Origin of the sequence: Nonomuraea sp. NPDC059007 (assembly GCF_042740555.1) — a bacterium.
Lineage (GTDB): Bacteria > Actinomycetota > Actinomycetes > Streptosporangiales > Streptosporangiaceae > Nonomuraea.
On record NZ_JBHYJD010000015.1, the window covers coordinates 49,265 to 73,425 of the forward strand.

Here is a 24,161-nt window from a genome sequence, read left to right on the forward strand (position 1 = left end):
GGTAGAGATCGTCCGTAAGACCGTATCTCCCTCCAAACACATAGAACAGACCGGGGTCTGTTAAAGACACGAAAACTGTTCACAGTGCCAGGTCGAGAGCCTACGCCGCGGGCGAATCACCAAACTTCCTGGTGACAATCGCATCTGCCCTGTTGACAACGTTGACTAGTGGCCGCCCGTCGACCGCCGCCTCGAGGTTGTCCATGACGGCCTTGAGCAGGCGTCCCGTCGCCTGCCCCGTGACGCCCGCGATGTGCGGCGACAGCAGGACGCGGTCGAGCCCGAGCAGCGGGTCGTCCGCGGGCAGCGGCTCGGTGGTGAAGACGTCGAGCGCCGCGCCGCCCAGGTGCCCGCCGAGCGCCTCGACCAGAGCGCTCTGGTCCACGACCTCGCCGCGGGCCGCGTTGACCAGCAGCGCGCCCTGCTTCATCCGCCGCGCGTCGATGAGCCCGCGCGTCTGCTCCGACAGCGCGATGACCACCACGAGCACGTCGGACTCGGCCACGACCGTCTCCAGCGGCGTGTAGGCGGGGTCCTCGCGGGGGGTGCGCGTCCAGTAGGACACCTGGCAGCCGAACGCGCGGAACAACCGGCCGCACTCCGCGCCGATCGGGCCGTGGCCGACGATCCCGACCTTCGACCCGGACAGCTCGCTCGGCTGCAGCTCCTGCTGTGGCCAGCGGCCGGCGCGTACCGCGGCATCGGCTTCGCGCAGCTTCCTGCGTACGGCCAGCGCCGCCGACACGCACCACTCCGCGACCGCCACGGCACTGACCCCGGCGGTGTTGGCCAGCGGCACCCCGGCCGCGGTCAGGGCCGGCAGGTCGTGCCCGTCCACGCCGACGGACGGCTGCTGCACGAAGGCGAGCCGGGACGCGGCCGCGACCGCCTCGGCGTCGAGCGCGAGTTCGGCCGACCAGTCACCGAGCACGATCTCCGCATCGGGCAGGGCGTCGAGCATGGCGGCCCGGTCCCGCCGGGCGGGGACGCTCAGCCGTACCCGATCGCCGAGGGGTGTGAGCAGGCCCCGCAGCAGTTCCTCGGGCAGCGGCGGCAGCGCCAGCAGGTTCCAGGGCGTCATGCGCCCACTGTAAAGCTGTTGATCACCTTGCGCATGAGCTCCCGGTGCCGCGGCCACTGCGCCTCGGTGAAGGTCCAGGACAGCACGTAGGCGGTCTCACCGACCGTGACCGCGCGCCTGACCTCGCGGTAGCGCTGCCCGGCCTGCGCCCAGGCGGTCTCGCCGGCGCCGCCCGCGGCCCGCCAGGTGAGCTCCCACTCGACCGCGGCCACCCCGCGGTGCCTGACGACCTTGCGACCGACCGTGGTGAACTCCTGGCCGCTCTCCTTGAACATCTCCTCCTCGTCGCGCAGGAGCTGGTGCGGGTCGGTCTCGGAGTAGACGGGCTTGACGGCCAGCTGCCCGCGCCGGTCGGGCCTGGTCCAGGTGGCCGAGCCGTCGCCGCGCGCGCCCCGCCAGCCGGTGGGGCGGGAGATCGACCAGCCGTCGGGCGAGGTCCAGACCCGCATCGGCGGCCTGGTCCTGGTCGGGGTGGGGGTCGGCGTCGGTGACAGCGTGGGGCTCGGGGTCGGCGTGGAGACGCTCGGCATCGGGCTGCTGGCCGCGCGCTGCGCGAGGCGCGGGGTGGGTTCCGCGTCGGCCGACAGGATCGAGTACGCGCTCACGCCCCCGCCGATCACCAGCACGACCGCCGCCACGGCCGCGACGAGCAGCTTGCGGCTGCCCACCTTCTCCGCCGACTCCTCGGTACGGCCGGCCGCCAGCCCGGCCAGCAGCCGCTCCGCCTCCTCCGCCCCCAGCCGTTCGTGCGGCTCCTTGCGCAGCAGCCCGCGCAGCACGGGATGCATGGCGGGCGGGATGCGCCGGTAGTCGGGCTCCTCGTTGAGCAGCGCGGTGAGCGTGGCCATGGCCTCGCCGCGCTCGAACGGCGAGCGCCCGGTCAGCGCCGCGAACAGGGTGGCGCCCAGCGACCACAGGTCGGAGGCGGGCCCGGCCTCGGCGGCGCGTACCCGCTCGGGCGCGAGGAAGCTGGGCGAGCCGGTGACCATGCCGGTGCTGGTCAGCGAGGAGTCGCCTTCGGCGGTGGCGATGCCGAAGTCGGTGAGCACGGCCCTGCCGTCGTCGTCGAGCAGGATGTTGCTCGGTTTGACGTCACGGTGCAGGATGCCCAGCTCGTGCGCGGCGCGCAGCGCGGAGAGCACCTGCCTGCCCACCTCGGCGGCCTGCGGGATGGGCAGCGCGCCCGTGGTGGCCACGATCTCCTCGATGGATCGTGCCCTGAGCATCTCCATGATGATCCAGGGGCGGCCGTCCTCCTCGACGACGTCGTAGATCGCGACGACCGACGGGTGGTTGAGCCGGGCGGCCGTGCGCGCCTCGCGGGCGGTACGCAAAAGCTGCCGCTCCCGGTCGGCGGGTGGGACCCCGTCGGGCAGCAGCACCTCCTTGATCGCGATCTGCCTGTTGAGGAGCGTGTCGCGACCTTCCCAGACCACGCCCATGCCGCCGCGCCCCAGCTCGCGCAGTAACTGGTACCGCCGAGCGACGAGCTGTTCCGAAACCATGTCCAACCTCCACAACAGTGGGCAAGTTTCCCATAAGTGGGAGTGCGGAAGAGTGTGATCACATGAGCCCGGCATGGTTGCGGCCTGCTACCGAAGGTTGTTCTACTGGGGTGGGCGCCCGGTGCCGGGTCGCGCCCGCCGTACCGGAACAGAGTCGAGGAGATGTTCATGCGTGAAGGTCCGCTGGCCGGAGTGCGGGTGCTGGAGCTGGCGGGGCTCGCGCCAGGACCGTTCGCGGGGATGATGCTCGCCGACCACGGCGCCGAGGTTCTGCGCGTCGACCGCGTCAAGGCGGTCACCGACAGGCCGCGCACGGACGTGATGGACCGCGGCAAACAGACCGTCGGCCTCGATCTGAAGTCGCCCGAGGGTGTGCGCGCGTTCAAGGAACTGGCGCGGAACGCGGACGTGGTCATCGAGGTGTTCCGCCCCGGTGTCGCGGAACGCCTCGGCATCGGCCCCGCCGACCTGCACGAGATCAACCCGAGGCTCGTCTATGGCCGCATGACCGGCTGGGGCCAGGACGGCCCTCTGGCCCCGACCGCCGGGCACGACATCGACTACATCGCGATCTCCGGCATCCTGTCGATGCTCGGCCGCGCTGGCGACAAGCCGACGCCGCCGATCAACATCCTCGGCGACTTCGCCGGTGGCGGGCTGATGCTGGCGTACGGCGTGCTGCTGGCCCTTTTCGAGCGCGAACGCACCGGAAAGGGACGGGTGATCGACGCCGCGATGGTGGACGGCGCCTCGATCCTGTTCGCGATGTTCCACCACGGCGTGCAGTCCGGCTTCTGGGGCCCGCGCGGCACCAACCTGCTCGACACCGGCGCCCCCATGTACGACACCTACGAGACCGCCGACGGGGGGTTCGTGGCGGTCGGCTCGCTGGAGCCGCAGTTCTGGGACGAGATGGTCCGCCTCATGGAGCTGAGCGACCTGCCCGACCGCGGCGACAGGGAGCAGTGGCCCGCGCTCAAGGCCAGGCTCGCGGAGGCCTTCAGGTCGAAGACCAGAGCCGAATGGGAGGCCGTCTTCGACGGCTCCGACGCCTGCGTCTCCCCCGTGCTGACGATGGGCGAGGCGATCGAACACCCGCACAACGTGGCCAGGGAGAGCTTCGTCCAGGTGGGCGAGTACCGGCAGCCGGTTCCGGCGCCGCGCCTGCTCGGCGCCCCCGCGCCCGATCTGTCCCCCGCCACCCGGCTGGCCGACCTGTCGGCGTGGGGACTCGACGCCGCGGAAGCCGACAAACTACGAGAAGCGGGGGTACTGGCCTGATGGACGTCTTCGAGGCCCTCTACACGACGCGGGCGATGCGCAGGGTGAAGCCCGACCCCATCCCGACGGAGGTGCAGCGCTCGATCCTGGACGCCGCCATCCGCGCCCCCACCGGCGGCAACGCCCAGAACTGGCGCTTCCTGCTGGCCGACGACCCCGCTCTGCGGGCCGAGCTCGCGCCGCTCTACCGGGACGGCCTGCGCCGCCTGTACGAGACGCACTACAAGGACGCGCTCGACCGGGCCGACGACCAGGCCCGCCGCGTCTTCACCTCCGCCCAGTACCTGGCCGACCACTTCGACGGCTACCCGCTGCTGCTGTTCGCGTTCGTCCAGCACGACCCGAGCGGCGGCTCCATCTTCCCCGCCGTCTGGAACGCCCAGCTCGCCGCCCGCGCCCACGGCGTCGGCACCGCGCTGACCACCATCCTCGGCATGTTCCACCCGAAGGAGACGCTGCGCCTGCTCGGTGTTCCCGAGGGCGAAGGCTGGCGGCTGGCCTGCACGGTGACCTTCGGCTACCCGACCGGCCGCTGGGGCGTGGCGCCCCGCCGTCCCGTCCACGAGGTCGGCTACCGCAACCGCTGGGGCGACCCGGTCGGCTTCACCGTGGACGAGCCGCTCTGGAGGCCCTGAGACGACCTTTCCCGCCTGACCGCCCAGTCGCAGGCGCGAGCGATGCGGCGGCTCCGTGACACCACCCCTGAACCCCCGGAGCTGACCCATGCACGTACCACCGGCGCGCCCGCACGCGGGCATCGACCTGCTCGACGGCGACCTGTACGCCGACGACCCCCTGCCGCTCTACGCCTGGCTGCGCGAGCACTCCCCCGCCCACTACGACGCCGCCAACGACCTGTGGGGCATCTCCCGCCACGCCGACATCTGCGCCATCGAACGCGACGCCAAGCTCTGGACCAGCACCGGCGGCTACCGCCCCCAGTTGCCCTCCGACCCGTCCATGATCGGCATGGACGACCCCGAGCACGCCGAGCGCCGCCGCCTCGTCTACCGCCGCTTCACCCCGCGCCACGTGCACGAACGCTATGCCGACCGGATCAGGTCCGTGGTCACCGAACAAATCGACCAGGCCCTGGCCGAAGGCACCGTGGACGCCGTACCGGCCCTGGCCGCCCCGCTCCCCGCCCGCATGATCGGCTGGCTGCTCGGCTTCCCCGACGCCGATTGGCCCAAGCTCAAACACTGGTCGGAGACCACGATCGCGGCCGGCGGCGGCCTGCGCTACGTCACCCACGAGGCCGCCGTGGCCGCAGGCGAGTTCGGCCTCGCCGTCCTGGACCTGGCCGCCGAGCGCCGCACCTGCCCCCGGGACGACCTCCTGTCGGTATGGTCGGCCCGCCCCGACTACGACGACGAACACCTGGCCAACGAGGCCCTCCTCCTGCTCGACGGCGGCGCCGAGACCACCCGCACCGTGATCGCCACCGCCCTTGACGCCCTCATCCGCCACCCCGCCCAGTGGCGCCACCTGCGCGAGAACCCCGCCCAGATCGACACCGCCGTCGAGGAGTTCATCCGCTGGACCACGCCCATCCTCAACATGTGCCGCACCGCCACCCGCGACACCACCCTCCACGGCCAGACCATCAAAAAGGGCCAGCAGGTCCTTCTCATGTACGGCTCCGCCAACCGCGACCCGGCGGTCTTCGACGACCCCGACACCTTCGACATCACCCGCAAACCCGGCGGCCACATCGCCTTCGGCCTCGGCACCCACTTCTGCCTGGGGGCGGCGCTGGCGCGGCTGGAACTCAAGATCTTCTTCGAGGAGTGGGTGGCCCGGGTGGACTCGGCCGCCTGGGCCGACGCCGACGGCCCCCGCCTGATGCGCAACTCCTTCGTCCGAGGCGTCACGTCCTTCCCCATAACCCTCCACCCCCGCCGCCACTGACCCCCTACACCAGAACCGCCCCACCAGGCCCCTGGTAAGGCACCACCCCACCCCAGGCTCCGATGGAGCGCGACCCACCTCCGGGTGTGTTGCCTACACGCGACGCGGCGCCCTTTGCCCCGGACCGCCGAGAAGCCGGGGCGCCGCCTTAGTCCTGCCGCGCGCCCTAAGGCTGGTCACCTGGTTCCCGGCCACGGCACCGTGTCCCGGGTGGCTCCCTGTCCCGCGCGGGTGGTCAGGCGTGGGTTCTGAGGGGGTGGTAGGGCTTCAGGGTGATCGAGTCGTGCAGGCGGAGGCCGTTGGCGCTCAGCTTGGCCAGGCGGCGGGTCAGCGGGCCGGGGAGGTGGTTGATCAGGCGGGCCCCTTGGGCCAGGGCCCAGACGTCCAGGCGCGTCGCGGGGACCAGGCGTTTGGCGGCTGCCACGGCGAAGGTGCGGCTCCGCCGTACATAGTCGGAAATTTCGTGTTCGTAGGCCGGGAAAGCGCGCGTGTGGTCGCCGCCGTGCGCGGCCAGTTCGCCGGCCAGCACGTACGCCCCCACGACCGCCAGGCTCGTGCTGCCGCCCACCGCCGGACCGGGGCAGTACCCCGCGTCGCCGACCAGCGTGACCCGGCCGCGTGACCAGGTGTCCAGGCGGAGCTGGGTCACCGAGTCGAAGTAGAAGGTCTGGGCGGCGTCGGCCTCGTCCAGGAGGCGCGGGACCTCCCAGCCCATGTCGGCGAACGCCGAGCGGAGCAGGGCCTTCTGGTGGGGCACGTCGCGGTGGTGGTGGCCGAGCGGGCCTTCGGGGCGGAACAGGAACAGGGCCCGCGCGTCGGGCAGCCGGTCGGCGCCGTAGATCCCGGCGATCCTGCCGACCTCGGCGGCGACCTCCATCCGCCCGTCCAGCCCGAGGTAGTTGGGAATGGACGCGACCGCCAGGTACGCGCCGATCCAGTGCTCCTCGGCGTCGCCGAACGTCAGGCGGCGCACGTTCGAGTGCAGGCCGTCGGCCCCCACCACGAGGTCGAAGCGCCGGGGCGGCCCCTTCTCGAAGGTCACCTCGCCGTCGGCGGAGATGGAGGTGATGGAGTCGCCGAAGACGTACTCGGCGCCGTCGCGGGAGCGCTCGTAGAAGATCTCGCTGAGGTCGTCGCGCATGATCTCCACGTGCCGGTCGGAGACGGCCGTGACGAGGCGGCCGAGTTCCAGCCCGACCGGGCGCTTGCCGGCGCGGTGGTAGGTGAGGTGGCTGGTGCCGGTCTTGGCCTGTTCGAGCCGGTCGAGGACGCCCATGCGCTCGGCGATGTCCATGGCGGGGCGGAACAGGTCCACCGCGTGGCCGCCGCTCTTGCGCAGCGTGGGCGCGCGTTCCACGACGGTGACCGCGAAGCCGTGGCGGGCCAGCCAGTAGGCGAGGACGGGTCCGGCGACGCTGGCGCCGGAGATGAGGACACGCATGCTTTTACCTAACGGTAGGTAAGTAGCTGACTTAACGGAAGGTAAGCCATACTGGGGACCATGGCAAGACCCGGTGACACCAAGAGCCGCATCCAGGCCGTCGCCCGCGAGCTGTTCCTGGCCAAGGGCCTGCAGAAGACGAGCCTGCAGGACATCGCCGACCGGCTCGGAATCACCAAACCGGCGCTCTACTACCACTTCTCCTCCCGCGAGGAACTGGTACGCAGCATCGTCGAGCCGCTGTTCCAGGACGGCGAGGCGTACGTGTCACGGCTGGAGGCGCGGGGGAAGATCGACGTCCCCGACCTGCTCGGGGAGTACTTCGACTTCCATCAGCGGCACCGGGACACGGTGATGCTCCTGCTCAGGGAGATGATCTCGCTGACCGACCTGGGGCTGGTCGACTGGGCGTTCACCTCGCGGGAGCGGCTGGCCGTACTCCTTGTGGGGGAGAATCCGACGCTGGAGCAGGCCGCGCGCGCGACGATCGCGCTGGGCGGGGTGGCCGACTGCGCCGTGCAGTTCGAGGACGCGCCCGTGGAGGTGCTCCGGGACGTGGCCGTGCGCGCCGGATGCGACGCGCTCGGCCTGCCGCGGGAGGCGTCAGATCGCTAGGTAGAGGTCGGCGCCGTCCGCGTGATGGATCTCCAGGTCCGTGGTGAAGGCGCGCGCCGGGCTGCCGCCGGACTCGGTGTGCTTCCAGACGTGCTGCCAGGCCTCGATGAGCGCCTGCGGCATCGGCCCGCGCGCCGCCAGTGTCAGCGCCTGGCCGGCCGGCACGCGTACCGCGACCATCCCTTCGGGCAGCCTTGGAACGGTCCGTACCCCGACACCAAGAATCTGCGTGTAAGCCCCGTGATGATCGCTTTCGTAGTCCGTGAGGACCGCGTAGAGGTTCTCGTCCGTTCGCCCCGGAACGTGGGCGAACGCACCCGGCGCCCCCGCCCGCTGCCATTGCGCGGGCAGCTTCGCGCGCGAGGGATCCATCTCGTCGGCGTTCGTCGTGCGTACGGCGTAGCCGACCACCAGCAGTTCGGCGCGTTCCGTGACGTCCACTGCTCCTCCATCCCCCATAAGTATCCAGGGCCGATCATATGGCGGGACTTGACCAGCTACCGCATAGGATGGACGAACGTGAAGTTTCTCAACGGACTCGAGCCGTCCTACGACCTGACCTACAGCGACGTGTTCATGGTCCCGTCGCGTTCCTCGGTCGGATCCCGGCTCGGCGTCGACCTCTCGACGAACGACGGCACAGGCACCACCATCCCTCTCGTCGTGGCGAACATGACCGCCGTGGCCGGCCGTCGCATGGCCGAGACGGTGGCGCGGCGGGGCGGCATCACCGTCATCCCGCAGGACATCCCGATCGACGTGGTGACCGACGTCGTCGACTGGGTCAAGAAGCGCGACCTGGTCCACGACACGCCGCTCACCCTCACGCCCCACGACACCGTCGGCGAGGCGCTCAACCTGCTGCCCAAGCGCGCCCACGGCGCGGTCATCGTGGTCGACTGGGAGAACCGCCCGGTCGGCGTGGTGACCGACGCCGACTGCCAGGGCGTGGACATGTACACCCAGCTCTCGCAGGTGATGTCCACCGAACTCCTGACGCTGCCCGCCGGGCTGGACCCGCGCGTGGCCTTCGACCGCCTGCACGACGGCCGCCACCGCCTGGCACCCATCGTGGACGACGAGGGCCGCCTGATCGGCATCCTCACCCGCACCGGCGCGCTGCGCGCCACCCTCTACGACCCCGCGCTCGACGCCGCGGGCAAGCTGCGGATCGCCGCCGCCGTCGGCGTCAACGGCGACGTGGCCGCCAAGGCGAAGGAACTGCTGGAAGCGGGCATCGACGTCCTGGTCGTGGACACGGCGCACGGCCACCAGGAGAAGATGATCTCGGCACTGCGCGCGGTGCGGGCGCTTGACCCGTCCGTGCCGGTCGCGGCGGGAAACGTCGTGACAGCCGAGGGTGTACGCGACCTCGTGGACGCCGGAGCCGACATCCTCAAGGTCGGCGTCGGCCCGGGCGCCATGTGCACCACCCGCATGATGACCGGGGTCGGGCGGCCCCAGTTCTCCGCCGTCCTGGAGTGCTCCGCCGAGGCCCGCCGCCTGGGGCGGCACGTGTGGGCCGACGGCGGCGTACGGCACCCGCGTGACGTCGCGCTCGCGCTGGCCGCCGGGGCTTCCAACGTGATGATCGGATCCTGGTTCGCCGGCACGTACGAGTCGCCCGGTGACACCCGCACCGCGGCCGACGGCCGCAAGTACAAGGAGAACTTCGGCATGGCGTCGGCGCGGGCCGTACGCCTGCGTACCGCCGAGGACAGCCCCTTCGAGCGGGCCCGCAAGGCGCTGTTCGAGGAGGGCATCTCCACCTCCCGCATGTACCTGGACCCGCTGCGCCCCAGCGTCGAGGACCAGATCGACGCCATCGTGGCCGGCCTCAGGTCCTCGTGCACCTACGCGGGCGCCACGACCCTGGAGGAGTTCTACGAGCGGGCCGTGGTCGGCATCCAGTCGTCCTCCGGCTACACCGAGGGCATGCCGCTCCACCAGAGCTGGTGATCACTCCTGGCCGACGTGGATGGTCGTGCCCGTGACGAGCCTCGCCATCTCCCCGGCCAGGAAGACGGCCACCGCCGCGGCGCCGGGCAGGTCGTCCGGCGGCCGTCCTGGCGCGATCGCGTTGACCCGGATCGGCGCCAGCTCCGCCGCCAGCGAGGCGGTGAGGCCGGCCACCGCGGCGGTCATCGCGGCCTGGATCGCGAAGCCCGGCGCCGCCCCGATGTTGATGATCGACGAGCCTGCCCGCATCAGCGGCAGCAGGCGCCGGATCATGGCCGTGAGCTGGGTGAAGTTCTCCTCGATGAGGGTACGCTCGCCCATGGCCGTGGTCTCGGCGAAACGCGTGCGGCAGGCGGCGCCCGCGCTGTTGACCAGGATGTCCACCCGCCCATAGCGCTCTTCCACCGCGCGGGCGAACACGTCGGCGGCCACCGGGTCGCGCACGTCGAGCGTCATGGCCAGCCCCTGCCCGCCCGCTATTTTGACCCGATCGCAGACCGCCACCGAAGCCCCGAAGGCCTCGAACGCCTCCGCCACCACCCGCCCGATCCCCTCGGCGCCGCCGGTGACCACGGCGACGCGCCCGGTGAGCAGGATCCCATCGGGAGAAAGGGCCATCCCGACAGCATAGAGTCGTCGGGTCCATTCGTTTCGTTCATCAGGAGTACTTTCGTGGCACTCGAGAAGCCGGAGATCGACTTCCCGGAGGGCAACCCGCCCACCGACCTGGAGATCGTCGACCTGGTCACGGGCGACGGCCCCGAGGCCAAGCCCGGCCACACGGTCAACGTCCACTATGTCGGCGTCGCCTTCTCCACCGGCGAGGAGTTCGACGCGTCGTGGAACCGGGGCGAGGCGTTCGCGTTCCCGCTCGGCGGCGGGCGCGTCATCGCCGGCTGGGACCAGGGGGTCGCGGGCATGAAGGTCGGCGGCCGGCGCAAGCTGGTCATCCCGCCGCACCTCGGCTACGGCAACCGGGGTGCCGGCGCCCGCATCAAGCCGGGCGAGACCCTCATCTTCGTGGTGGACCTGCTCTCGGTCGGCTAGTCGGCTGTTCTGGCGTCGCCGCGCCCCTGACGGGCGGGGCGGCGCCTTCGAGCCGCGGCCCCGAACGGCCGCGCGATTTCGCGCGCTAGCATGCCGGGCATGCGATCTGTGCGCGACTTCTTCGCCGGTGTCGGCTTCTTCTTTCAAGGGCTGGGCTGGGTGGCACGTAACGGGCGTTGGTGGCTCTTCGGACTGATCCCCGCACTGATCGCCTTTGCCGTCTACGTGGCCGCACTGGTTTACCTGGGCAACAACGCCATCGAACTGGCCAACTGGATGACGCCGTTCGCCGACACCTGGGGCTGGCGGGACGCGTTCCGGGTGATGATCGCGATCGTCGTGTTCGTGGGCGGGCTGGCGCTGGCGGTGGTGACGTTCACCGCGATCACGCTGGTGATCGGGGAGCCGTTCTACGAGAAGCTGTCGGCGACGGTGGACGTGGTGCCGGGCTATGAGGAACTGCCCTGGTGGCGGACGCTGCCCCGGTCGATCAGGGACAGCCTGGTGACGCTGGGGTGGGTACTGTTGATCACCATCCCGCTGTTCTTCCTCGGTTTCATCCCGGTGGTGGGCCAGACGGTGATCCCGGTGATAGGCGCCGCCGTTTCCGGATTTTTCCTGACAGTGGAGCTCACGACCCTTTCGATGGAAAGGCGGGGGTTGGCGCGCAAGCAGCGCTTCGCCCTGCTCCGCGGAAACAAGCCGGCCGCGCTGGGGTTCGGGGTGGCGGTGTTCCTGCTGTTCCTGGTCCCCTTCGTCGCCGTGATCGCCATGCCGGCCGCGGTGGCGGGCGCCGCCCTGCTGGTCCGCGAGCGCCTGTCTCCCGCCTAACCGTCCTCTCTGGTACGGCCCGGCTATCCGGTACAGCCCGGCTCTCTGGTACGGCCCGCGTTATCTGGTACGGCCCGCGTTATCTAATACGGCCCGCGTTATCTAATACGGCCCGCGTTATCCACAGCCGGATCTGCCCCAGCCCCGGCCATCCCCAGAACGCCTTTCGGCTCCCCGGCCGCACCCCCATCCACGGCACCCTCATGCCCCATGACCCCGTGCCTCACCCTCCTCTCCCCGTCCGACATCCTGGCCGCGGTGCCGTACCTGGTCGGCTTCCATCCGTCGGAAAGCCTGATCGTGATCGGCATGGCCGCTGACCAGGCCCAGATCGCGGCCCGCTGGAGCCTGCCCCTGCCCGAGGACGCCCTCGCGCCCCTGACCCCGGTCCTGGAACGGGAGAAGATCACCGAACTGATCCTCGTCGGCTACGGCACCGGCCCGCTCGTGACCCCGGCGATCGACGAGGCCAGACGCCTGGCCGCGGCGGAGGGCGTGAAGATCGGCGAGGCTTTGCGAGCGGAGGACGGCCGCTACTGGTCCTACACCTGCGGCCTCCCCCACTGCTGCCCGCCCACAGGCACCCCGTACGACCCCACGTCCAGCCCGGTGGCCGCCGAGGCGACGGTCCACGGCATGGTGGCCCTCCCCGACCGCCAGACCTTGGAACGCACCATCGCGCCGTGCACCAGCCCGGTCCGCATGTCGATGCGCGCCGCCACGGCAGCCGCCGTAACCGACCTCCGAGCCCGCCTGGCCGATTCAACGGACACGGAAGCCTTCGCCCGCCAGTTCGTGGCCGAGGGCCTGGTGAGGGTCCGCGCCGCCATCGCCTCCCACGCCGCCGGACGCCGCCTCGACGACACCGAAGCCGCCAAACTCGGCCTGGACCTCACGATCATCCGCATCCGCGACGAGGCCTGGACCCTCATGGACGACGCCCACGCCCCGCTCTGGAAGGACCTGACCCGCAGACTGGAGCCCCGCTTCGTCCCCGCCGCCGCTTCCCTGCTGGCCATGTCCAGCTGGCGCTCCGGTGACAGTGTTCTGGCCGTCATAGCCCTGGAACGCGCCCTGACCATAGACCCCGCCTACTCCATGGCCAACCTGCTGATGCACGCCCTGCAGCACCTCCTGCCGCCCTCACTGCTGCGCGGCCGCCTGCCCACCCCCGCCGAACTGGACTCCGCCATGGGCACCCCGAGAGCCGCCTGGCTCCTCCCCCTGACCACACTCCTGGACGACCCCGCAGACGCCATCACCGCCTGACCACCACCCCGCAGACGCCATCACCGCCTAACTATCCACCCGCAAACGCCATCACCGCCTGACCATCCACCGCGCAGACGCCATCACTGCCTGACCATCCACCGCGCGGATGCCACGCCCACCTGACCGCCCCGGCCCGCCCGCGAACGCCGCTACGGCCCGGCTCATCACCCGAGCGCACGCCGCGACGGCCCAACCCACCATCCGGCGACCCCGTAACGGCCTGCCCACCACGCGGAGGCCGTTCGGACCTGATCCCACCATCCGGCGGATGCCACGCACCCCGCCCCGGTCACTGCAGCGGCCTGGTAGGTCGCCCCTGGACAACCAGCAGCACCAGCGCGGCCACAACCAGGGGCTGCTCGGAGACGGGCAGGAGGATTGCGGGCACACGAAAAGGGCACGCGCCAGACCGGCGCGTACCCCGAGGGCAGGCGGGCTACAGCCCGCCCTCCTCCTTGCGCCGCTTCTCGTTGTAGGCGCGCATGCGCTGCGGATACCCTGTCAGCTGCACGTCGTACACGGGCAGCGCCAGGTCACGGGCGACCTTGTGGATGACGGCGGGCGAGCCCACCCGTCGCCGGGTCCACTCCCCGTCGTCAGCCACGGCGACGGCCGTGGTGTCAGTGGCAAAGGTCTCCGGTTCGACGTAGAACTCGACGCCGCGCCGCGACTTGGCAAAGGCGATGAGCGCTTCGATGTCGGCGTCCGTCGCCTCCCGGTCGAACTTAGCGACCTTCGGCCCGCGCAGACGCCGGAGCCCATAGCGGTCTCGCCATCTCATGGTTCCTTTTTATATCGGTTTCGCGCCCGCCGCGTCGGGGCTGTTCTAAGGGAGACTTCGGGGTTCCTCCCGATCCCACAACACCGGAAAAGGATGCAGCATAGGACCAGACCGCCTGAGCTAAGGAGAGGCATGGCCGCGATGACAGAGGCACCCACACCCCCGGGCGGCCCGGGACCTGTGCCCCAAGCCCAACTGCGGGTGACCAACCAGGACCGCGAACACGTCGTGGAGCACGTCCAAGCCGCCTATGCCGAGGGCCGGTTCGACAAGCTCGAGTTCGACGACCGCCTCGAACGCGCCATGACCGCGCGCACGCACGGCGACCTCATGCCCATCATGACGGAGCTGTACGGCTCGCGCCCCGCAGCCCACCTGCACCGGACAGTGGCCCCGGCACCGCCGAAGCATCACGGCCCCACGGAGAGCAACGAACGCCTGGGCGCGTCCGCGGCCCACCTCCTGGCGCTGATCGGCCTGCCCATCATCGGCCCGCTGATCCTCCTGCTGACCGGCGGCAAAACCTCGCCGTACATCCGCCGCCACGCCTTGGAGTCGCTCAACTTCCACCTCACGGTGACCGGAGCGACGTTCCTGCTCCCGTTCACCATCGTGGGCGTCATCTTGCTACCGGTCATCTGGATCGCCGCGGTCGTCCTGTCGATCGCCGGAGGCGTGGCCGCTTTGTCGGAGAACGAGTTCCGCTACCCGCTGACGGTCCGCCTGATCAAGTAACCAACCGCGACGAGCGGCCATCAGCCCAGGCGACCGGAGAAGGCGACCGGAGAAGGGCCTCCGCCCTCACACCAACCGCCGCCCACGCTAGCCCCGTCGGCCCACCCGGCTCCCGCCCAAAAGCGGGAGACCCGGGCCCACACCACCCGGGCCCCACACCACCCGGGCCCACACCACCCGGGCCCACACCACCCGGCGCACACAGCACCCGGCTCACGCGGAATCCCACGTGCACGTGCGAGATCGGCCCCACAGGACCCCAGCTTCACGCGGGACACCGTCGAGGCCTGGCGCGCCCGTTCTTCCGGGCTACGCGGGGCACCAGCCCAACCACGCCCCGGCCAGCACCCGGGCACCGGCCCGCACCCGGACACCGGCCCACACGGGACCCCGGCTCCACAAGCGAGGCCAGTTTCGCCGATTCAGCACGGGACAGCCGGCTCCACGCAGGACACCGGCGAGACCTGGCGCGCCCGCCTCCGCGGCAGCCCGCCGCCGCGTGAGAGGGCATCCACGCCCAACCCGCCTGCCAAAGCACGCGCAGGTGACGGGTTACCTGGCCAGGACCTCGTACTTGACGGTCATGACGCCCGAGCCCGTGTTGCCGATGGCGTCGAAGGCGGCTTCCGAGAGGTCCAGGCACCGTCCGCCCACGTAGGGCCCACGGTCGTTGATGCGGACGGTCACCGAGTCCCCGTTGTTGGGGTTCGTAACCCGGACCCGGCTGCCCAGCGGCAACGTCTTGTGCGCCGCGGTCATCGCGGACGGGTTGAAGCGCTCCCCACTGGCGGTCATCTGGGGCTCGCCGTAGAAGGAGGCCCCGCAGGTACCGGTGGAGACGACCCGGGTACGCGACTTGGAGGCCCGTTCCGCCTTGGCCACCTTGGGCGCGGTAGGCGCTTTGCTGGGGCTTGACGACGGCTTGGGGGACGCCTCGGGGCCACCGGCCGAGGGGGTGTGCGCTGGTTTGCCCTGAGATGGGGCCGGACCGCCGTGCTGTGGCTTCGGGGTGGCGGTCTGCGAGGCGGCGGAGGGCCGCCCGGACGGGGTCTGGGCCGGAGGGACGGCCGCGGTGTTCATGGCGGTGGCGCGCCGGCTGTCGTCACCGTTGGTAACCGCTGCCCAGGCGGTGGTCGAGGCGGCCGCGACGACGGCGACTCCGGCGGCCAAGGCGGTCCAGCGGCGCTTGCCGCTTGCGGAGGACCGGTTCGGACGAGACGGCTTGGTCGAATGCTGACCCAAGGGGAACCACAGTCCTAGATAGGGGACAGGACGGGGAAAGGCCAGGCGAGAAGGGGTATGGCGCGCGCTTCGGCCGTTCCCGGCAGGATGGGGCAAGTCAACGCCCCGGCAACGGAGTGAACATACGCGACAAAGACCGAGTAAAGGCAACTTAATGAGTCAAGTAGTGACATATATCACTTTGATCACAAGTTCCACTGGAGTTTCGAGGGTACGCCCCTGATCTTGTGGTGTCCTGGATTCACCGGCGAGCACGCTGCGTGATCAATTTGGCCCGCGCCGTACCCTGGCACGATGATGAACACGCTCGCCGTCGAGAACTACCGGTCACTGCGCAGGCTGTTCGTCTCCCTGGGGCGGCTCAACGTCGTGACCGGCGCCAACGGCAGCGGCAAGTCCAGCCTCTACCGCGCGCTGCGCCTGCTCGCCGACTCCGCGCGCAACGGCGCCGTCGCCGCGCTGGCCAGGGAGGGCGGCCTGGCGTCCACGTTGTGGGCCGGGCCGGAGAGCATCGGCCGGAGCGTACGCGAGGGCACCCACCCGGTGCAGGGCACGACCCGTTCCGGCCCGGTCAGCCTCAGACTGGGTTTCGCCGGAGACGACTTCGGCTACGCCATGGACCTGGGCCTGCCCATCCCCACCGGCGGGTACGGCGGTGCCGCCTCCGCCTTCTCCCTCGACCCGGAGATCAAGGCCGAGGCGACCTGGGCGGGGCCCATCCTCCGGCCCGCGACGTTGCTGGCCCAGCGGGGCGGCCCCGCCGTACAGATTCGTGATCGCGGCGGCAAGTGGGAGTTCGTACCGCACGACCTGCAGCCCTTCGACAGCATGCTCAGCGAGATGGCGGATCCGGTGCGCGCGCCCGATCTGCTGGTGCTGCGCGAGCGGATCAGATCGTGGCGCTTCTACGACCATCTACGGACGGACGCGCACGCACCAGCGCGACAAGCACAGATCGGCACCCGCACCCCGGTTCTGGGGCACGACGGCGGCGACGTGGCGGCGGCGCTGCAGACGATCCGCGAGATCGGCGACGCGGACGCGCTCGACGCGGCCGTCGACCACGCCTTCCCGGGCAGCCGGGTGGAGATCGCGCTCGAGGGTACGCGCATGGAGCTCACGCTGAGGCAGCACGGACTGCTGCGCGCGCTGGGCAGCGCGGAGTTGTCCGACGGCACGCTGCGGTACCTGCTGTGGGTGGCGGCGCTCCTCACGCCCCGCCCGCCGGAGATGCTGGTCCTGAACGAGCCCGAGACCAGCCTCCACCCCGACCTCCTCGAACCCCTGGGCGAACTGATCGCCGCGGCCGCCGAGGAGACGCAGGTGATCGTGGTGACGCACGCCAAGCCCCTGGTCACCGCGCTGGAACGACGCAAGGCCACGACGATCGAACTCATGAAGGAACTGGGCGAGACCGGAGTGGCCGGGCAGGGACCGCTCGACGGACCCAGCTGGAAATGGCCCAAACGCTGACGTCAGACCATAAGGGACCGGACCGTGTCGACGGTGTCGGCCTCATCGGCCCGTTTGTCCGGGCGATAGCGAAGTACCCGGGCGAATCGCAGCGCCATGCCGCCGGGATAACGCGGGGAGCGCTGGACCCCGTCGAAGGCGATCTCGACGACGAGTTCGGGGCGCAACGTGACCGTCCAGCCGTCGGTGGGGCCGTCGGCGATCTCCAGGAAGCGTTCGGTCTGCCAGGCGAGCAGTTCGTCGGTCAGGCCCTTGAACGTCTTGCCCAGCATCACGAAGCCGCCCTCGGGGTCGCGGGCGCCCAGGTGAAGGTTGGACAGTTTGCCCTCCCGGCGGCCGTGACCCCATTCCGCCGCCAGGACCACGAGGTCGAGCGTGTGGCGCGGCTTCACCTTGATCCATCCGGCACCCCGCCGACCGGCGGCGTACGGTGAGGTGAGGGTCTTGACCACGAGCCCCTCGTGCCCGGCGCGCACGACCTCGGCGAAGAACGCCTCCGCCTTGGCCACGTCACCGGTGACCAGGCGCGGCGTGAGCAGCCCCGGTGGCACGGTCGTGGCCAGGGCCTCCTGCCGTTCGGCATAGGCCAGATCGAGAAGGTCCCGGCCACCGGCCCGCAGCGCGTCGAAGAAGAACACGCTCAACGGCGTCTGCTCGCGCAACCGCGCGACGTCCAGTTTGCTGGCCACCCGGCTCGCCGTGATCTGGAAGGGATGCGGACGGCCGTCCGGCTGAAGCGCGATCAGCTCACCGTCGAGCACCAGATCGGTCTCGGGAAGGGCCAGCATGGCCTCGACCAGCTCCGGGACCTGGTTGGTGATGTCATCAAGCGTGCGAGTGAACACGCGAACATCGTCACCGGACCGGTGCGCCTGCACCCGAATCCCATCCAGCTTCCACTCCAGCGCCACCACCCCCGAGGCGCCATCTTCAGCCGCCTGCGGCCTGGCCTGAGCGGCCTTCTCCAGCGCGGCGGCAACATTGGCCGCACTACCGGCCAGCATGGGAGCAACCGGACGGCCAACCTCCAGCCGGAACGCCCGCAAAGCGGCTATCCCACCAGAAAGCGCCGCCGCCCCCACCGCGGGCAGCCACCCCCGCAACGTCAACGCCCGCCGCACATCCGCCGACGGCGCCCCGGACGCCTTGGCCAAAGCCTCGATCATCACCCCGTCGAGCGCCCCCTGCCGCAGCTCCCCGCTGAGCAACCGGGTCAAAAACGCCTGCTCCTGACTGGTCAGCCCCGCGAACAGCTCCGTCACGAGCCCCTTCCGCGCCGCCTGCGACCCCTGCCCGGCAACAGCCTTGATCCGGCTCAACAGCTCATCCACCTGGGCCAGCGTCGCAGTGGCGGCCAGCCGAGGCGGCGGAATGTCCTGCAGTGTCCGCCACCCCACCCCGACCTGCCGCTGCGGCAGCTCACCGGACAGATAGGCGATGGCGATCTCGGCCTCATCGGGGCCAACCCTGCCGAGCAGCTCGGCGAGGTGCCCCACCTTCCCCAGCCGAGCCGACGTCCGCGTCACCGCCTCCGACACCCGGACCACGTCGATCAATAGCACACCCGCTATGTTGCCGCACCCCGCCGACAAAACCCACCAGCGCCGACGCGGCACCTCCATACAACAAACTCCCACCATCCGTTACGGCAAGCCACCCCACCCCCACCCGCCGCCGCGGGTGACCGCCGATCGTGGGGATCGCTTCTCACGTCGGACGGGGTCCCCGCCGCTACGGCCCACCTTGACCAGCCACCGTGCCCCACCAGCCTCACCGCCGAGGGGCGCCAAGCCCACCCCCCACCAACCCGCCGCACGGCGCCCCAACCCCGCTATCGCCACAACCCCACCCCGAGCAGCCAGCGGCAGCGCGAGGAGGAGAACCACCTGCGGCCACCGGCGACGCCCCGAAAGCACCCACCCGCACCACGAACGGCAGTAGGGCTCGCGCGGACCGCAGATGGCAAAGCCGCAACGAGAGGTCACCCCGGCTTACGAGCCTCGATCAAGAAGCGGGTGGTGGTGGCCACGAACGGTCCCTCGCTCTCCAGCCGCTCATGCAGCTCCCGCAACCGCGGCACATACTCCTCAACCGTGAACCCAGGCACCATCCAGATCACCTTCCGCAGAAAGTAGACCACCGCCCCCACGTCGAAGAACTCCGTCCGCAACCGCTCGAACCGAAGATCCACCACCTCAAGCCCGGCCTGTTCCGCACCGGCCCGAGCGTCATCCGGATGCCGACCCCGCCGCCTCTCATCAGACAACGGCCCCAGAAAATACTCGACCAGCTCAAACACACTCTCCGGCCCCACCTGCTGCGACAGATATGTCCCACCGGGCGCCAGAACGCGGCTGATCTCCTCCCACCACACCGTCACCGGATGCCGGCTGGTCACCAGATCAAAGGCCCCGTCCGCGAACGGCAGCGGCGGCTCATCCGGGTCCGACACCACCACGCACCCCCGCGGATGCAACAGCCGGGTGGCTTTGGCAAGATTCGGCGCCCAGGACTCGGTGGCGACCATCAACGACGGAAGCCGCGCGGCCCCGGCCAGCACCTCCCCACCGCCCGTCTGAATATCAAGCCCAGCGGTAGCTCCAGCCAGGCGTTGGGCCATGAGCCGCTGATACCCCCACGAAGGCCGCGCCTCCGTCGCACGCCCATCCAGCCAGGAGAAGTCCCAGCCTTCAACGGACACAGACGCGGCCTCGTCCACCAGATCCTGGAATGTGCGCTTCATAAGATCACCTTCGCAGCTCACCAACCGCCCAGTCGAGCACAAGGCACCCGTGCGCCACATACGTGCCACGACGAGAATCACCGCGTCGGCGCCCCCGCGCAGGCATGCTCCGCAGCGCGGCACCACGTAGCCGCCGCGCCGACAACCTCCACGTCGGCTGCCCTGTGACAGGCCCTCTTCAACGCGAATCCCTACCCGGAGCCCAGCAGCGCGGTGGGCGCCGGTGGTGTTGGGTGACGGCGGCGGCGCTTGGAGGACTGTTCAGGCGGCACGGTCGGCGCCGATGGTGGTTAGTGGCGCAACAGGTGGCTACCGCCAGTAGGACGTCACCGAGTGGCCCAGTTCGTCGAACAGCGATCGGGTCAGCGGCAGTGAGATGCCCAGGACGTTGCCGTGGTCGCCGTCGATGCCGTCCACGAACCACCCGCCGCGTCCCTCGATGCTGAACCCACCGGCCAGTTGCAGCGGCTCCCCCGAAGCGATGTACGCCTCCAGCTCGGCCTCGGTCGGCTGGCCGAAGCGGATCACCGTGGTCGCCGTCTCGGCGGCCTCCCGGCCGGCCGCCACGTCGATGACGCAGTGGCCGGTCACCAGGCGGGCCGTGCGGCCGCGCATCATCCGCCAGCGGATGGCGGTCTCCTCGGGTGTGCCCGGCTTGCCGTACGGCCGGCCGTCCAGCTCAAGGATGGAGTCGCACCCGATGACCAGCCCCTCGTCCAGGTCGGACGCCACCGCGCGCGCCTTCGCCTGCGCCAGCACGAGGCTCAGCGCGGCGGGCGAGTGCGCGGTGTAGGCGTCCTCGTCCACGCCGCTGACGATCACCTTGGGATCGAGCCCGGCGGTGCGCAGAAGGGCCAGACGGGCGGGTGACGCGGAGGCGAGGACGATCATCACCCCAGCTTACCGGTCACCAGTCGGGGTTCGACGTGCCCGGAGCGGCCGAGGACGGCTGCTGCTGTTGCTGTTGCTGCTGGGGCGGCTGCTGCGGCTGGCTCTGCTGCGGTTCGCCGCCGAAGATGCCGCCGAGCACCGCGCCCAGCAGGTCGCCGAGGCCGCCGGTCTGCATGCCGGCCTGTTCCTGGTTGAGGTCGTCGGCCACGGCTCCGGCGTCCATGTTCTGCTGGGAGGCGCGGTTGGCCAGCAAGGACATGATCATGGGTGCGATGAGCGGCAGCAGCTTCATGATGGTGCCGGAGTTGATCCCGGCGAACTGCGCCAGCCCCTGCGCCGCCTGCTCCGTCCCCTGCGAGCCGAGAACGTGACCCAGGATCCCCTCCCCGTCCCTCGACAGGCTGGCGACGTCACCGCTGAAGGGGTCGGCGTCTACATGCTGGTCGAGTGCGCTGCGCAGCGACTGCGCGCCGTCGATGTTCTCGGCGTTGCGGGCCATGCCGCCCGCGATGGTGCCCGTCGCGGCCTCGACGACGCTGCGCGCCGTGGCCGTGTCGGTGCCGAGCAGGCCGGCGATCTGCTGCAGTCCGGAGTCGCCCAGTTGTGCGAGTAGCTCATCATTGAGTGACACGACAAGTCCCCCCGATCGTTTGTCTCGGGTGGACCTACCCTCCGCTTTATCGAGCTATTTCCCGAATTGACCTAACTGTCTACCAACACCCCTCAGATCAGGTACGGCCCACCTCAAAACCCACCGAGCCCCCGGCCCCTCAAGAGCCGCGAGACAAACCCTGAGCGGATCCCGGGACCACGAAAGCCCAGCCAGAGCCCGGACCTCCCAAACGCGGGGAAGCCGGGGGCCACCACGCGGAAGGCCGGAGCCCACGCGTCGCCGGAAGAGCGGCAGAAACCGGCGCCCCCGCGAAAGCTCTGGAGCCGGGCTTCATGAAACCCGGAGCCTCACAAAAGCCCCAAGGGATCCGGGACCCTCGAAAGACACGCGAGGGAGCCGGAGCCGCCATGCGGAAGACAGGAGCCAGGGTCCTCGGCAAGACGGTCAGAACAGGGCCCCACAGCACCTCGACGAGAACCGGACCTTTCACAGGAAGACCGGCGGGAATCAGCGCCTCTCGGAAGCCCTGTGGGAACCGGGCTCCCTCCAGATGAAGGAGGGAACCGGCCCGAGCTCAGGGCCTCCGGAAGGCGTCTCAGGACTTGGGTGTGTCGGAAGGCTCGCCCGCAACCCCGTTCGGGACGCCGTTCGAGGACGGAGGGAGCGGGGCGGACACGTCCGACGCGGTCGCGTCGGCCACCGGCGACCCGTCCACCGACGGCTCCGGCAGCGGCGCCGGGCCCGAGGGAGCGTCCGTGCCCCGAGGCAGTTCGCCGTTGGCGCGCGGGGCTTCGAGCGGGGTGTTCACCGGCCGGGTGACCCCGGCCGCCGCGTAGGCGCCCGCCTCGTCCAGCGTCTCGTGCTCCAGCAACGCCACCACGATGGCTTCCAGCTTGTCGCGGTTCTCCGTCAGGATGCGGACTGCCACCTCGTAGCACTCGTCCACGATCCGGCGGGTCTCCTCGTCCACGGTGGCGAGGGTGGCGGGTGAGGCCTGGGGCTGCTGGCCGTCGTTCGGGAGGATGGTGAGCGGGCCGACCTTGGCGGACATGCCCCACCGGCCCACCATGCCCCGCGCGATCATGGTGACCTGCTCCAGGTCGTTCTCGGCGCCGGTGGTGATGATGTCGTACACGACCTGCTCGGCGGCCATGCCGCCCAGGGCGCCGGCGATACGGCCGCGCAGGTACTTCTCGTCGTAGGCGTAGCGGTCGGTGTCGGGCGTGGACAGGGTGACGCCGAGCGCCCGGCCGCGCGGGATGATCGAGATCTTCCTGACCGGGTCCGCGCCGGGCTGGAGCATGCCGAGCAGCGCGTGCCCGGCCTCGTGGTAGGCGGTCCTGACCCGCTCCTCCTCCGGCATGACGATGCTGCGGGCGGCGCCGAGCTGCAGTTTCTCCAGCGCGTCGGCGAAGTCGGCGGTGCCGACCTTTTCCTTGCCGCGCTTGGCGGCCAGCAGCGCCGCCTCGTTGACGAGGTTGGCCAGGTCCGCGCCGGTCATGCCGGGGGTGGTCTTGGCGAGCTGGTCGAGGCTGACCTCGGCGGCCAGCGGTACGCCGCGGGTGTGCACCTTGAGGATGGCGCTACGGCCGGCCGCGTCGGGCAGGCCGACCTGTACGGTCCGGTCGAAGCGGCCGGGGCGCAGCAGGGCGGGGTCGAGGACCTCGGGCCGGTTGGTGGCGCCGATGACGATGACGCCCTCGGCGCCGGAGAATCCGTCCATCTCGGTGAGGATCTGGTTGAGCGTCTGCTCGCGCTCGTCGTGCCCGCCGAGGCCGGAGGCGCCGCCGCGGGCGCGGCCGATGGCGTCGATCTCGTCGATGAACACGATCGCCGGGGCGACCTTGCGCGCTTCCTCGAACAGGTCGCGCACCCGGGAGGCGCCCACGCCGACGATCATCTCGATGAACTCGGAGGCGCTGGCGGAGAAGAACGGCACGTTGGCCTCACCGGCCACGGCGCGGGCCAGCAGCGTCTTGCCGGTTCCGGGCGGGCCGGCGAGCAGCACGCCCTTGGGCAGCTTGGCGCCGAGCTTGCGGTACTTGCCCGGGTCCTTCAGGTAGTCGACGATCTCGACGAGTTCGTTCTCGACCTCGTCGATGCCGGCCACGTCGTCGAACGTGACCCGGATCTTGGAGCTCTCGACCGGCTTGGCGGCCTTCGACTTGCCGAGCCCGCCCAGGCCGCCGCCGCCCATCATGCTGGCGCCGCGGCGCATCACCCAGATCCACAGGGCCGCGAGCAGCAGCACGGGCAGCAACGACAGCAACAGGTTCAGGAAGAGCCCGCGCCCGCCGACGGGAGCGGCCTTGATCTGCACTCCGGCGGAGGTGAGCTGCTGGTAGAGCTGGTCGGTGTTGGCGAAGACCGGGATCTCCGTCTCGAACTTCGTGTACTGCTTCTTGTCGTCGGGGTCCGTGGCCGCGGCCTTCAGGTCGCCCTGGACCGCGGTGCCCTCGGCGTAGACGTCCTTGACGTTGTTCGCCGTCACCTGCTTGGTGAACTCCGTGTAGGAGATCGTCTCCACCGGCTCGCTGTCGAAGAACGAGGAGATCAGGAAGAAGCCCGCGTACACCACGAGCAGTGTCACGACGAAGCGCCACCAATTGATCTTGGGACGTCCGGTGCCGGAACCACCCGGGAGGCCCTCGGCGCGCCAGGGCTTCTGCTTGTTCTTGTCCTGCTCCTGAGGCGGCCCAGAGCGTTCCACGGCGTCACTCCCCCAAATCGCCGCATCCAT

General features: G+C 70.4%; 22 protein-coding genes. 10 read left to right on the forward strand and 12 right to left on the reverse strand.

The genetic code is table 11. The annotated features are described in order from the left end of the window. Positions 1-100 precede the first annotated feature (100 nt). Together ACFWY5_RS25105 and ACFWY5_RS25110 are read right to left on the reverse strand one after the other, a co-directional pair. Complete coding sequence (locus ACFWY5_RS25105; protein WP_379634709.1) at positions 101-1,081, reverse strand: NAD(P)-dependent oxidoreductase; 981 nt, start codon at positions 1,079-1,081, stop codon at positions 101-103. Continuing rightward, positions 1,078-2,586 (reverse strand): serine/threonine-protein kinase, encoded by a 1,509-nt coding sequence (locus tag ACFWY5_RS25110; RefSeq protein ID WP_379609398.1) that lies wholly within the window; start codon positions 2,584-2,586, stop codon positions 1,078-1,080. Before ACFWY5_RS25110 ends, ACFWY5_RS25105 begins: the two co-directional genes overlap by 4 nt. Before the next feature lie 168 nt (positions 2,587-2,754). Between ACFWY5_RS25110 and ACFWY5_RS25115 the strand changes: the two genes are divergently transcribed. The 3 genes from ACFWY5_RS25115 to ACFWY5_RS25125 all read left to right on the forward strand — a co-directional run bounded on the left by ACFWY5_RS25115 (position 2,755) and on the right by ACFWY5_RS25125 (position 5,778). After that, on the forward strand, positions 2,755-3,867 hold the full coding sequence (locus tag ACFWY5_RS25115) for a CaiB/BaiF CoA transferase family protein (protein ID WP_379609396.1): 1,113 nt from the start codon (positions 2,755-2,757) through the stop codon (positions 3,865-3,867). Continuing rightward, on the forward strand, positions 3,867-4,502 hold the full coding sequence (locus ACFWY5_RS25120; protein ID WP_379609395.1) for a nitroreductase family protein: 636 nt from the start codon (positions 3,867-3,869) through the stop codon (positions 4,500-4,502). The genes ACFWY5_RS25115 and ACFWY5_RS25120 overlap by 1 nt, the downstream gene beginning before the upstream one ends. Positions 4,503-4,590: 88 nt before the next feature. Beyond that, positions 4,591-5,778 (forward strand): cytochrome P450, encoded by a 1,188-nt coding sequence (locus tag ACFWY5_RS25125; RefSeq protein ID WP_379634711.1) that lies wholly within the window; start codon positions 4,591-4,593, stop codon positions 5,776-5,778. Positions 5,779-6,013: 235 nt separating this feature from the next. Here the strand turns inward: ACFWY5_RS25125 and ACFWY5_RS25130 are convergent, their stop codons facing one another. After that, positions 6,014-7,219: an FAD-dependent monooxygenase gene (locus tag ACFWY5_RS25130; protein WP_379634714.1), complete on the reverse strand. Its 1,206-nt coding sequence runs from the start codon at positions 7,217-7,219 to the stop codon at positions 6,014-6,016. A 60-nt stretch (positions 7,220-7,279) separates the two neighbouring features. On the opposite strand from ACFWY5_RS25130, the gene ACFWY5_RS25135 reads away from it, so the two are divergent. Then, positions 7,280-7,834, forward strand: a complete 555-nt coding sequence (locus ACFWY5_RS25135; protein WP_379609392.1) for a TetR/AcrR family transcriptional regulator — start codon at positions 7,280-7,282, stop codon at positions 7,832-7,834. Here ACFWY5_RS25135 and ACFWY5_RS25140 read toward each other — a convergent pair. Continuing rightward, entirely contained in the window at positions 7,823-8,275 is a 453-nt protein-coding gene (locus ACFWY5_RS25140) for a GyrI-like domain-containing protein (RefSeq protein ID WP_379609391.1), read from the reverse strand. The genes ACFWY5_RS25135 and ACFWY5_RS25140 overlap by 12 nt on opposite strands. A 78-nt stretch (positions 8,276-8,353) precedes the next feature. On the opposite strand from ACFWY5_RS25140, the gene ACFWY5_RS25145 reads away from it, so the two are divergent. Continuing rightward, positions 8,354-9,793 (forward strand): GuaB1 family IMP dehydrogenase-related protein, encoded by a 1,440-nt coding sequence (locus ACFWY5_RS25145; RefSeq protein ID WP_379634716.1) that lies wholly within the window; start codon positions 8,354-8,356, stop codon positions 9,791-9,793. On the opposite strand, the gene ACFWY5_RS25150 is transcribed toward ACFWY5_RS25145, so the two are convergent. Continuing rightward, positions 9,794-10,411 carry an SDR family NAD(P)-dependent oxidoreductase gene (locus ACFWY5_RS25150; protein WP_379609389.1) on the reverse strand — a complete coding sequence of 206 codons (618 nt, stop codon included), beginning with the start codon at positions 10,409-10,411 and terminating at the stop codon, positions 9,794-9,796. It lies immediately after the preceding gene. Between the two features lie 54 nt (positions 10,412-10,465). Here ACFWY5_RS25150 and ACFWY5_RS25155 point away from each other — a divergent pair, with 54 nt between their 5' ends. From ACFWY5_RS25155 to ACFWY5_RS25165, 3 genes are all read left to right on the forward strand, one after another. Then, entirely contained in the window at positions 10,466-10,840 is a 375-nt protein-coding gene (locus ACFWY5_RS25155; protein WP_184973397.1) for an FKBP-type peptidyl-prolyl cis-trans isomerase, read from the forward strand. Between the two features lie 99 nt (positions 10,841-10,939). After that, on the forward strand, positions 10,940-11,671 hold the full coding sequence (locus ACFWY5_RS25160) for an EI24 domain-containing protein (RefSeq protein WP_379609388.1): 732 nt from the start codon (positions 10,940-10,942) through the stop codon (positions 11,669-11,671). A gap of 210 nt (positions 11,672-11,881) precedes the next feature. Continuing rightward, the gene (locus ACFWY5_RS25165) at positions 11,882-12,940 is read left to right on the forward strand and encodes a DUF4192 domain-containing protein (protein WP_379634718.1); all 1,059 of its coding nucleotides are present in this window, start codon (positions 11,882-11,884) and stop codon (positions 12,938-12,940) included. Positions 12,941-13,379: 439 nt separating this feature from the next. On the opposite strand, the gene ACFWY5_RS25170 is transcribed toward ACFWY5_RS25165, so the two are convergent. Then, complete coding sequence (locus ACFWY5_RS25170; RefSeq protein ID WP_379609386.1) at positions 13,380-13,724, reverse strand: hypothetical protein; 345 nt, start codon at positions 13,722-13,724, stop codon at positions 13,380-13,382. Positions 13,725-13,856: 132 nt separating this feature from the next. Between ACFWY5_RS25170 and ACFWY5_RS25175 the strand changes: the two genes are divergently transcribed. Then, entirely contained in the window at positions 13,857-14,459 is a 603-nt protein-coding gene (locus ACFWY5_RS25175; RefSeq protein ID WP_379634720.1) for a DUF1707 and DUF4870 domain-containing protein, read from the forward strand. 552 nt (positions 14,460-15,011) lie between these two features. Here the strand turns inward: ACFWY5_RS25175 and ACFWY5_RS25180 are convergent. Continuing rightward, complete coding sequence (locus ACFWY5_RS25180; protein ID WP_379634722.1) at positions 15,012-15,629, reverse strand: septal ring lytic transglycosylase RlpA family protein; 618 nt, start codon at positions 15,627-15,629, stop codon at positions 15,012-15,014. A gap of 366 nt (positions 15,630-15,995) precedes the next feature. Between ACFWY5_RS25180 and ACFWY5_RS25185 the strand changes: the two genes are divergently transcribed. Beyond that, entirely contained in the window at positions 15,996-17,174 is a 1,179-nt protein-coding gene (locus ACFWY5_RS25185; protein ID WP_379634724.1) for an AAA family ATPase, read from the forward strand. Positions 17,175-17,176: 2 nt separating this feature from the next. Here the strand turns inward: ACFWY5_RS25185 and ACFWY5_RS25190 are convergent, their stop codons facing one another. From ACFWY5_RS25190 to ftsH, 5 genes are all read right to left on the reverse strand, one after another. After that, the gene (locus ACFWY5_RS25190) at positions 17,177-18,736 is read right to left on the reverse strand and encodes an ATP-dependent DNA ligase (RefSeq protein WP_379634726.1); all 1,560 of its coding nucleotides are present in this window, start codon (positions 18,734-18,736) and stop codon (positions 17,177-17,179) included. Between the two features lie 419 nt (positions 18,737-19,155). After that, the gene (locus tag ACFWY5_RS25195) at positions 19,156-19,917 is read right to left on the reverse strand and encodes a class I SAM-dependent methyltransferase (RefSeq protein WP_379634728.1); all 762 of its coding nucleotides are present in this window, start codon (positions 19,915-19,917) and stop codon (positions 19,156-19,158) included. 309 nt (positions 19,918-20,226) lie between these two features. Beyond that, the gene (locus ACFWY5_RS25200; protein ID WP_379609378.1) at positions 20,227-20,808 is read right to left on the reverse strand and encodes a Maf family protein; all 582 of its coding nucleotides are present in this window, start codon (positions 20,806-20,808) and stop codon (positions 20,227-20,229) included. A gap of 16 nt (positions 20,809-20,824) precedes the next feature. After that, positions 20,825-21,439 (reverse strand): DUF937 domain-containing protein, encoded by a 615-nt coding sequence (locus ACFWY5_RS25205; protein ID WP_379634730.1) that lies wholly within the window; start codon positions 21,437-21,439, stop codon positions 20,825-20,827. Between the two features lie 577 nt (positions 21,440-22,016). Beyond that, complete coding sequence (ftsH, locus tag ACFWY5_RS25210) at positions 22,017-24,161, reverse strand: ATP-dependent zinc metalloprotease FtsH (protein ID WP_379609376.1); 2,145 nt, start codon at positions 24,159-24,161, stop codon at positions 22,017-22,019.

Coding starts and splice junctions, on each gene's coding strand:
- ACFWY5_RS25120 (WP_379609395.1), top strand. CDS start 3,867: ATGGACGTCTTCGAGGCCCTCTACACGACGCGGGCGATGCGCAGGGTG.
- ACFWY5_RS25200 (WP_379609378.1), bottom strand. CDS start 20,808: ATGATCGTCCTCGCCTCCGCGTCACCCGCCCGTCTGGCCCTTCTGCGC.
- ACFWY5_RS25160 (WP_379609388.1), top strand. CDS start 10,940: ATGCGATCTGTGCGCGACTTCTTCGCCGGTGTCGGCTTCTTCTTTCAA.
- ACFWY5_RS25105 (WP_379634709.1), bottom strand. CDS start 1,081: ATGACGCCCTGGAACCTGCTGGCGCTGCCGCCGCTGCCCGAGGAACTG.
- ACFWY5_RS25110 (WP_379609398.1), bottom strand. CDS start 2,586: ATGGTTTCGGAACAGCTCGTCGCTCGGCGGTACCAGTTACTGCGCGAG.
- ACFWY5_RS25185 (WP_379634724.1), top strand. CDS start 15,996: ATGATGAACACGCTCGCCGTCGAGAACTACCGGTCACTGCGCAGGCTG.
- ACFWY5_RS25195 (WP_379634728.1), bottom strand. CDS start 19,917: ATGAAGCGCACATTCCAGGATCTGGTGGACGAGGCCGCGTCTGTGTCC.
- ACFWY5_RS25125 (WP_379634711.1), top strand. CDS start 4,591: ATGCACGTACCACCGGCGCGCCCGCACGCGGGCATCGACCTGCTCGAC.
- ACFWY5_RS25115 (WP_379609396.1), top strand. CDS start 2,755: ATGCGTGAAGGTCCGCTGGCCGGAGTGCGGGTGCTGGAGCTGGCGGGG.
- ftsH (WP_379609376.1), bottom strand. CDS start 24,161: ATGGATGCGGCGATTTGGGGGAGTGACGCCGTGGAACGCTCTGGGCCG.
- ACFWY5_RS25170 (WP_379609386.1), bottom strand. CDS start 13,724: ATGAGATGGCGAGACCGCTATGGGCTCCGGCGTCTGCGCGGGCCGAAG.
- ACFWY5_RS25135 (WP_379609392.1), top strand. CDS start 7,280: ATGGCAAGACCCGGTGACACCAAGAGCCGCATCCAGGCCGTCGCCCGC.
- ACFWY5_RS25165 (WP_379634718.1), top strand. CDS start 11,882: ATGACCCCGTGCCTCACCCTCCTCTCCCCGTCCGACATCCTGGCCGCG.
- ACFWY5_RS25150 (WP_379609389.1), bottom strand. CDS start 10,411: ATGGCCCTTTCTCCCGATGGGATCCTGCTCACCGGGCGCGTCGCCGTG.
- ACFWY5_RS25175 (WP_379634720.1), top strand. CDS start 13,857: ATGGCCGCGATGACAGAGGCACCCACACCCCCGGGCGGCCCGGGACCT.
- ACFWY5_RS25130 (WP_379634714.1), bottom strand. CDS start 7,219: ATGCGTGTCCTCATCTCCGGCGCCAGCGTCGCCGGACCCGTCCTCGCC.